Annotated in this window: 1 protein-coding gene; it reads left to right on the forward strand. The window is 68.2% G+C overall.

Going from position 1 to position 629, the window contains the following annotated elements; translation table 11 throughout:
• Positions 1–119: 119 nt before the first annotated feature.
• Positions 120–629: DUF885 family protein (locus CWM66_RS28030; RefSeq protein WP_146159956.1), on the forward strand; the 510-nt coding region annotated here is incomplete at its 3' end.

Below are 629 nucleotides of genomic sequence, written 5' to 3' on the forward strand. Positions count from 1 at the left end.
GCTTCCTTCGTACTGCATTGCCTTTCCCTCCGGTTGGAGCGCCCAAGGTAATCCAAAGGCATGTGCGCCCGCACGCGAGGCGGCCTATCCTCGACGGTTTCGACCCACCTGGAACCCCGATGCGCAAGACCCTGCTCACCGCCGCCCTGCTGGCTGCCCTGGCCGGCTGCCAGAAACAGGCCGACACCGCCCCCACCGCCGAAAGCCCCGCCGGCGCCGCCACCGCCGCCACGACGGCCGATGCGCGCTTCGCCGAGCTCTCCAAGCAGGCGCTGGATACCTGGATGCAGCTGTCCCCGGTCGGGGCCACGCAGATCGGCGACCACCGCTTCGACGGCCAGATCGACGACCTCTCGGCCGCTGGCCGCCAGAAGGGCCTGGAGGCCAGCAAGTCGCTGCTGGCGCAGCTGGACAAGATCGACGCCAGCCAGCTCTCGCGCGAGAACCAGGTGGACGCGGCGATCCTGCGCAACCAGCTGCAATCGGACATCTGGAATACCGAGGTATTGCAGAGCTGGGCGTGGGACCCGCAGGTCTACAACAACGTGGCCGGCAGTGCGATCTACGGCTTGATGTCGCGCGAGTTCGCGCCGCTGCCCGAGCGCATCAAGTCGGCGACCGAGCGCATG

Origin of the sequence: Kosakonia sp. H7A, assembly GCF_003028445.1 — a bacterium.
Classification (GTDB): Bacteria; Pseudomonadota; Gammaproteobacteria; order Enterobacterales; family Enterobacteriaceae; genus Kosakonia; species Kosakonia radicincitans.